The 7,186-nt window shown below is 61.5% G+C and carries 4 protein-coding genes; 2 read left to right on the top strand and 2 right to left on the bottom strand.

Annotated features, from left to right (window positions below; genetic code table 11):
- Positions 1-104 precede the first annotated feature (104 nt).
- Positions 105-1,160, top strand: coding sequence for a type 2 isopentenyl-diphosphate Delta-isomerase (fni, locus tag NW858_RS01880; RefSeq protein ID WP_414333042.1), 1,056 nt, complete (start codon positions 105-107; stop codon positions 1,158-1,160).
- Between the two features lie 62 nt (positions 1,161-1,222).
- On the opposite strand, the gene glyS is transcribed toward fni, so the two are convergent.
- Together glyS and NW858_RS01890 are read right to left on the bottom strand one after the other, a co-directional pair.
- Positions 1,223-3,415, bottom strand: a complete 2,193-nt coding sequence (gene glyS, locus NW858_RS01885; RefSeq protein WP_414519525.1) for a glycine--tRNA ligase subunit beta — start codon at positions 3,413-3,415, stop codon at positions 1,223-1,225.
- 89 nt (positions 3,416-3,504) lie between these two features.
- Positions 3,505-5,583, bottom strand: coding sequence for a cation:proton antiporter (locus NW858_RS01890; RefSeq protein WP_414519527.1), 2,079 nt, complete (start codon positions 5,581-5,583; stop codon positions 3,505-3,507).
- A 271-nt stretch (positions 5,584-5,854) separates the two neighbouring features.
- On the opposite strand from NW858_RS01890, the gene NW858_RS01895 reads away from it, so the two are divergent.
- The gene (locus NW858_RS01895; protein ID WP_414519529.1) at positions 5,855-7,159 is read left to right on the top strand and encodes a serine/threonine-protein kinase; all 1,305 of its coding nucleotides are present in this window, start codon (positions 5,855-5,857) and stop codon (positions 7,157-7,159) included.
- The last annotated feature ends 27 nt before the right edge of the window (positions 7,160-7,186 follow it).

A 7,186-nucleotide genomic window follows, 5' to 3' on the forward strand; every position in this document is an offset into this window, starting at 1 on the left:
TCCGGTTGGGATCCCGCCCACATCATAGACAACCGCGGGTCGTCTTCGGGCAATGCTGTTCTGGCATGTAGGGTATATAGATTGGACAATCTTCCACCCAGACCATGGTCGCTTCCCCACCTCCCATCTCCGAACGTAAGCAGGATCACCTGGACATTGTTCTGCAGCAGGACGTAGCCGCCAAAGGGATCCGCACCGGCTTTGAGCGCTTTTTCTTCGAGCATGTAGCTTTGCCGGAGCTGCTGTTGCCGGAGATCGATCTCAGTTGCCGGTTTCTGGGAAAACGCCTGCAGGCTCCCCTGCTCATCAGCAGCATGACCGGGGGAACGGACACAGCCCGCGAGCTCAACCTGCAACTGGCCAGTGCCGCTCAAGAATTGGGCATTGCCATGGGGGTGGGATCCCAGCGGGCCGCTTTGGAACACCCGGAGCTGGCCCGGACTTACCAGGTGCGCCAAGTGGCCCCGGATATTCTGCTGCTGGCCAACCTGGGTGCTGTTCAGCTCAACTATGGCTATGGGCTGGAGCAGGCGCGACGGGCGGTGGAGATGATCGAGGCGGATGCGCTGATTTTGCACCTCAATCCTCTCCAAGAGGCGGTTCAGCCCCAGGGGGATCCCGACTGGCGCGGGTTGTACGGCCGCATCGAACGCTTGGTGGCCCAACTGCCGGTGCCGGTGCTGGTCAAGGAAGTGGGCAATGGCCTCAGTGCCAAGGTGGCCCAGCGGCTGGCCGACTGCGGCGTGGCAGCCCTGGATGTGGCGGGGGCGGGCGGCACCAGTTGGAGCGAGGTGGAGGCCCATCGCCAAACAGAGGCCTTCAAGAAACGCATTGCCCACAGCTTCAGGGATTGGGGGATCCCAACTGCGTTGGCCCTGCTGGAAATTCGTCGCTTGCTGCCGGATTTACCCCTGGTGGCCAGCGGCGGCATCCGCAACGGCATCGACGTGGCCAAAGCCATCCGCCTGGGGGCCGATGTGGTGGGCATGGCCGCCCCCGCTTTACACGCCGTCTCCCAAGGACAAGCGCAGGCAGTGGTGGATACCTTTCGCGCCGTGATCGAGGAGCTGAGGATCGCAGCCTTCTGCACCGGATCCGCCAACTTGGCCCGGCTGCGGCAAGCGACCCTGCGGCGGCAGGATACTTGGGATCCCTTGTAGCGTTGACCAGAATCCCACCGATCCCCCGGCTCCTCTCCCAAACGGAGAGAGAAAGGAAGTTGCTAATGGGTTTTCTCCGGCGCCGATTCCCCTACCACGACCACCGCTCCCATGTCCCCCAGCAGGCGCGACTGGTTGCGCAATAGCCCCAGCAAGTTAAGCCGGTTGGCCCGCCGCAGGGGATCCGGATCCATCACCAAGACCGCCTCAAAAAACCGCGCTACCTGCGGAGCAGCCGCTTGCAGAGCTTCCACCAAGGGGACGAGGTCTCCCCGCAAGGCCGGCTCCACCCCTAGGTGGTAAACCCTCTGGCAGGCTTCGTACAGCTCCCGTTCTGCTGCCTCCTGCAACTGGCCGGGATCCACAGCGGCTGCCGGATCCACCACGGCGTAGTCTAAGTCCCCTTGGGCTGCCAGGCGGGCACAGCGATTGAGGGTGGGATAGAGATCCGCCAATTCTCCGGTAGCCCGCAAATGTTGCAGATACTCGGCCCGCAGCAAGGTCAAAGGCAGGTTGCTCAGGGCCCGCAAGGTCAGTTCCGATTTCTGCGGATCCTCTGTCTGCACGGATTCAGGATCCCCGACCACGGCTCTGACCAAGTCATAGTCGATTCGCTTTTCTTCCTGCAAAAGGGTTTGCAGCCGCTGGGCGAGAAACTCCTGCAACGCTTTTAAGGTCTTTTCATCTCCCGCTGCGTAGTCCTGCACCACCCTTTGCAACAGGGAGTTGAAGTCAAAGCTCCAGCCGGCCTCCCAGGCAACCAGCACCAGGCTGTTGGCGGCCCGCCGCAGGGCAAAGCGATCCGAAGAACCACTGGGGATCCGCCCCAAGCGAAACATGCCCACCAGAGTGTCCAGGCGATCTGCCCAGCCCACCACCCGCCCGGTTAAAGAGGTGGGCAGAGCCTCCCCCGCCCCCAGAGGCCAGTAGTGTTGCTCGATCCCCTCAGCCACCGCCTCCGGTTCCCCATCCTGCCGGGCGTAGTCGGCCCCCATGATCCCCTGCAGCTCCGGGAACTCGTACACCATCTGGGTCACCAGATCCGCCTTGCACAGTTGGGCCGTGCGGTCCACCAGCGCCTGCTCCTGGGGATCCAAATTCAAGGCAGCGGCGATGAGACGGCTGATGTGGCGGATGCGCTCCACCTTATCCCGCATCGATCCCAGCCCCTCGGCAAAGGCGACTGCCTGCAGCCGCTCCACCCGCTCCGCCAAGGGGATCCGCCGATCCTCTTCGTAGAAAAAGCGGGCATCGGCCAAGCGTGCCCGCACCACCCGGCTGTTGCCCGCCGCGATCCGCTCCGACTGCTCAGGATCACCATTGGAAATGGTGATGAAATAGGGCAGTAATTTCTGGGGATCCCGGCCATCCCGCACCGGGAAGTAGCGCTGGTGGGTGATCATCACCGTCTCGATCACCGCAGGGGGCAATCGCAAAAACTCCGGCTCAAAGCGCCCCAGAACTGCTGTTGGCCACTCCACCAACTGCACCACCTCTTGCAGCAGAGAAGGAGGGATCTGGGCGCAGCCGCTCACCTGCTTGGCCAGCTTGGTCACCTCCGCCTGGATATGGGCCGCCCGTGTTGCCGGATCGGGACTGACCCCGACCTCTTGCATTTGCCGGACATAGCTCTCGGCCCGCTCCAAAACAAGCCGCTGGGATCCCAAAATGCGGTGCCCCCGACTCACCCGCCCGGCCACCAAGCCCGACATGGAATTGCCCTCATGGGTCGGCAGCAGCAAAGGCAGCACCTGATCATCCCAAAGGGAAACCAGCCAGCGGATGGGGCGCGGAAACTTCAAGTCTCCATAGCCCCAGCGCATCAGCCGTTCGCCGCTCAAGCTGGTGATCCAAGTGGGCGCCAATTCCTGGAGCACCGCTGCTGTCGGTCGACCCCGCACCCGCTGCACGGCAAAGACAAAGGATCCCTTGCCCACCTGCCGGATTTCCAGGCTACCGGGATCCACTCCTTGTTTTTGGGCAAACTTTTCCCCTGCCGGGGTGAGCCGGCCGTCTTGGTAGGCCACCTGAGCCGGCGGCCCCTTCACCTCTAGGACGCGATCCGGCTGCTGGGTGGGCAACCCCTGCAACAGAACCGCCAGGCGGCGTGGCGTGCCGAAAAGCTGCATCTCCTCGGCCTGCAGATGGGCTTCTGCCAAAGAGGCCGGGATCCCGGTTTTCCATTGCTCTAGGGCTGAATCCACAAAACTGGCCGGCAGCTCCTCACAGCCGACTTCTAGCAAATAGGCAACCATACCCCTATGCTCTTAGCGACATCCCCCCTGGGGATCCCAGTTTATCAGGGGAGCCGGGGCGGCGTTCACACAAGCGCTCTAACCCGCCATCAGTACCAAGTGGGATCCCCTGCTGCCAGAACGCCCTCCTGCGGACGTGCCGGGGAGGCAGCAGGCAGATGCACCACAAGGATGGAAAGGCTAGGCCGGTTGCGGGCAATGGTCTCCGGCTCTCGGCTCAGACGGGAGCGGCTGCGGGCTTCGCTGGGGATCAACATCAACACATCTCCCGACTGCAGCGCTTTGAGCACCTCGGCCACTAGCCCTCCTTGCACCCGTTGGAGCGGCAGATGGGCGTAGCTTTCCGCCACCAGGGCCGGGGAGCGCTCCCGCGGCGGTCGGGTTTGCACCAAAAGAATCTGCAGCGCCGCCTTCAACTCCTCGGCCAGCGTCTGCGCCAGCCCAATCGTCTGCTGCAGGGATCCAGAAGACACTTCCAACTCTGGGGCTGCCAAAAGGATGCGCCGCGTCGTCTCAATCGGGACAGGAAACCGCGTAATCAACACCGGGATCCCCACCTGCCGCACCACTGCGTCGATGACACTGCCGAAGAAATTCTCCGCATAGGTGGAGTAGCCCTTCCAGCCCAGGATTACCAAGGTAGCCTGCTGTTCCGCTGCCGAGCGAACGATCCCTTTTTCCACCGAATCATCCACCCGGCGAATCGGCTCCACTCGGGCCACGGCGCTGTGGGCCAAAGCTTCGGCAAAGGACAGCAACTGTTCCTGCCGAGAAAGGGCCGCGGGCGAGATCCCAGCCCGGTCAGACAAAACGTGCAGCGGCAGCAACGTCCCCCCTTCTTTTTTGACCAAAATCAAAGCCAACTGCAGCAGGTTGCTTTCGGTATCGGGGTTGGCGACCGGCACCAAGACGCGGGATCCCCAGGCTGGCTGGGGCAGGTTACCAGCTTCTGCCGCCACCTCTGCAGGCTGGAGTCGCTCACCCCAGCGGGCCACGATCCAAGGCGAGGCAATGCAGGTAATCAGGATCATGGCGATGGTGCCGTTCACCGTCAGCTCATCCACCAATTTCACGTTAAAGGCCACCGTGATTGCCGCCAAAGTAGCCGCCGCCTGCGCTACCGACAGGCCGAACATGACCATAGCGCTGGCCAAGCGCCAGCCAAACAGTTGGGCCGGGATCCAAGCCGCCAAAAACTTGCTCACCACCTCCGCTGCGATCATCACCCCGCCCACCAGCAGCGTGCGTGGCTCGCCCAAGAGAATGCTGGGGTTGATCAGCATTCCCACCGAGATCAAGAAAAACGGCACAAACAACGTGTTGCCGATGAACTGAATGCGGTTCATGAGGGGGCTAAGCTGGGGGATGATGGGGGTGATGGCCGTCCCGGCCAAAAAGGCGCCCACCACCGGCTCAATGCCGATCAACCCTGCTCCGTAGGCCACCACGAACAAGGTGGCAATCACAAAAGTAAACTCCGCCCCCTCGTCGTGGCCGAAGCGCCGGAAAAACCAACCGCCCAGCTTGGGCACCCCCCAGAGGGTGGCAAACGTGTAGAGGGCAATCGAGGGGATCAGCGTCAGCCAGAATTGCAGTGTCAGCTCCCCTTGATGGGCGCGCACCACCACCGCCAGCACCAGCAGCGCCAAGACATTGGTAATCAACGTCGCCCCCAGGGTGGCTGTTACCGTCTGCAGGCGCATCAGGCCCAACTTGGAGACGATCGGCAGGGCAATGAGGGTATGGGAGGCAAAACACGAAGCCACCAGCACCGCCGCCAGAAAGCCATACCCCAAAGCCAGCATGGCCGCCGTGCCGATCACCATTGGCAATAGAAAGGTGAGCACCCCAAAGACGCTGGCCTTCCAGGCATTCAGCTTCAGATCCTCCAGGCTGGTCTCCAGCCCGGCCATGAACATGAGAAACAGCAGCCCCACGGTGCCCAGCAGGACGATGGTCTCATCCCGCTGCAAGATGCCCAAGCCGTAGGGCCCCACCACCAAGCCGGCCAGGATCAGGCCGATGATCCCCGGCAGGCGCAGCCGCTCAAACAGCAACGGCGCCACCAGCATGATCGTCAGGAGGATCAGAAACACCAGAACCGGGTTTTTCACCGGGCCGAGCAGGGCCAGAGGGATCCCTGAAATTGGCAGCCAGTTAGCCAGCATAGATACCCGACAGACAGCAACCCGCAGACTCGGCCAAGCGCCCGCCTGAGTTTATCAGATTCATCCAGATCCAGATAGCTCTCCATGGCCCACAGCCTTCGTCCAGTCTTCAATCTCCGCCAGGGCGTTTAACAAGCATTCAAAATATATCAAGATATATCAAGAACACGCTGGGAATGAAGACAGCCTGGCGGTGGCGCCCGCAAAGAGGCGAGAGAAACTTTCGAGAAACACACACTAAAATCGGAGAGTACATGCTCTTGGGCCGCTTATGAACCAGCTTGCTCCTGGAAAAGTGATCGGTCAGCGCTATCAACTGGTTCAGAACATTGCGGCAGGGGGCATGGGGCAGGTGTTCAAGGCTGTGGATACCCGCCTGTTCAATCGTCCGGTGGCGGTGAAGCTGTTGCACCAAAACTTGGCAGGCGATGAAAACACCTGCCGTCACTTGCTCAAGCGCTTTCAGCAGGAAATTCGCATCAGTACCCTGCTGGGGGAGCACCCGGCCATCGTCAAGGTGCTGGATTACGGTCTGGAGAACAACCAACCTTATTTGGTGATGGAATACCTGACGGGGCGCAGCTTGGGAGAACTGATGCTCAAGCACCCGCTGCTGCCCCCTCAGCAGGTGGTGAAGATCGCCCGCCAAGTGTGTGCCGGTCTCTACTATGCCCACAATTTGGAGACTGAGCAAGATGGTCACCTCATCAAAGGGGTGATCCATCGCGACATCAAGCCCAGCAATCTCTTTGTTTTGAAAGATGAGACCCTGGGAGAGACGGTCAAGATACTGGATTTTGGCATCGCCAAGTTGCTGAGCGACGTTTCTTTGGCCCTCAGCACCCAAACCACCGGCTTTTTGGGGACGGTGCGCTACGCCTCTCCCGAGCAGGTGCGCGGCGAGGAATTGGATCCCCGCTCCGACATCTACTCATTCGGCGTGGTGCTCTACCGCATGCTGACCAGGCAACACCCCCTACAGCCCAAGACCGATTCTTTTCCCGGTTGGTACGAGGCCCACAACTACCAACAGCCTCGGCCCTTCGACCGCTCCCAGTTGCCTCATGAGATCCCGCCGGCGCTGGAGGAAGTGGTGCTTGCTTGTCTGGCCAAAGACCCCGGCCAGCGGCCCCAGACCATGAGGCTCCTCAGCGACCAATTGGAGAGATCCCTGCAATCCCACAACAGCGCCGGATCTTCCCTCACGCCCCCTCCAACAACCTCGCCGTTTTCCGAGCGCACCCTGGCAGCCATCGATGATTGGGAAGGCGCCCAGCCGGACTCCAGGGACAGGCAGATCCCCCTCTGGGGAGGGATAGCTCTTTTTGCCGCCATTGCCGGGAGCACTTTTTGGGGCCTGCGTCTGCTTTTGAATCCGGGTACAGACATTGAGAGACCGCCTGCTGTTCCTTTGCCCTCTGACACCGATGAGCGGGAGGCCGGCCCAGATCCACTGCTGGACTGGCTGCTGCGGGATGGTGAGCCAGTGTTTGAAGATGATCCTGATCCGGTTCGGGAGAACCCTCAACCCGAACCCACGCCCACATCGCCACCCACCCCAGCACCCCAGTGTTAATCACGAGTCCGACCCCAAGCTACGGTA

The sequence above is a fragment of the Synechococcus sp. H55.10 genome (assembly GCF_047502715.1).
Lineage (GTDB): Bacteria > Cyanobacteriota > Cyanobacteriia > Thermostichales > Thermostichaceae > Thermostichus.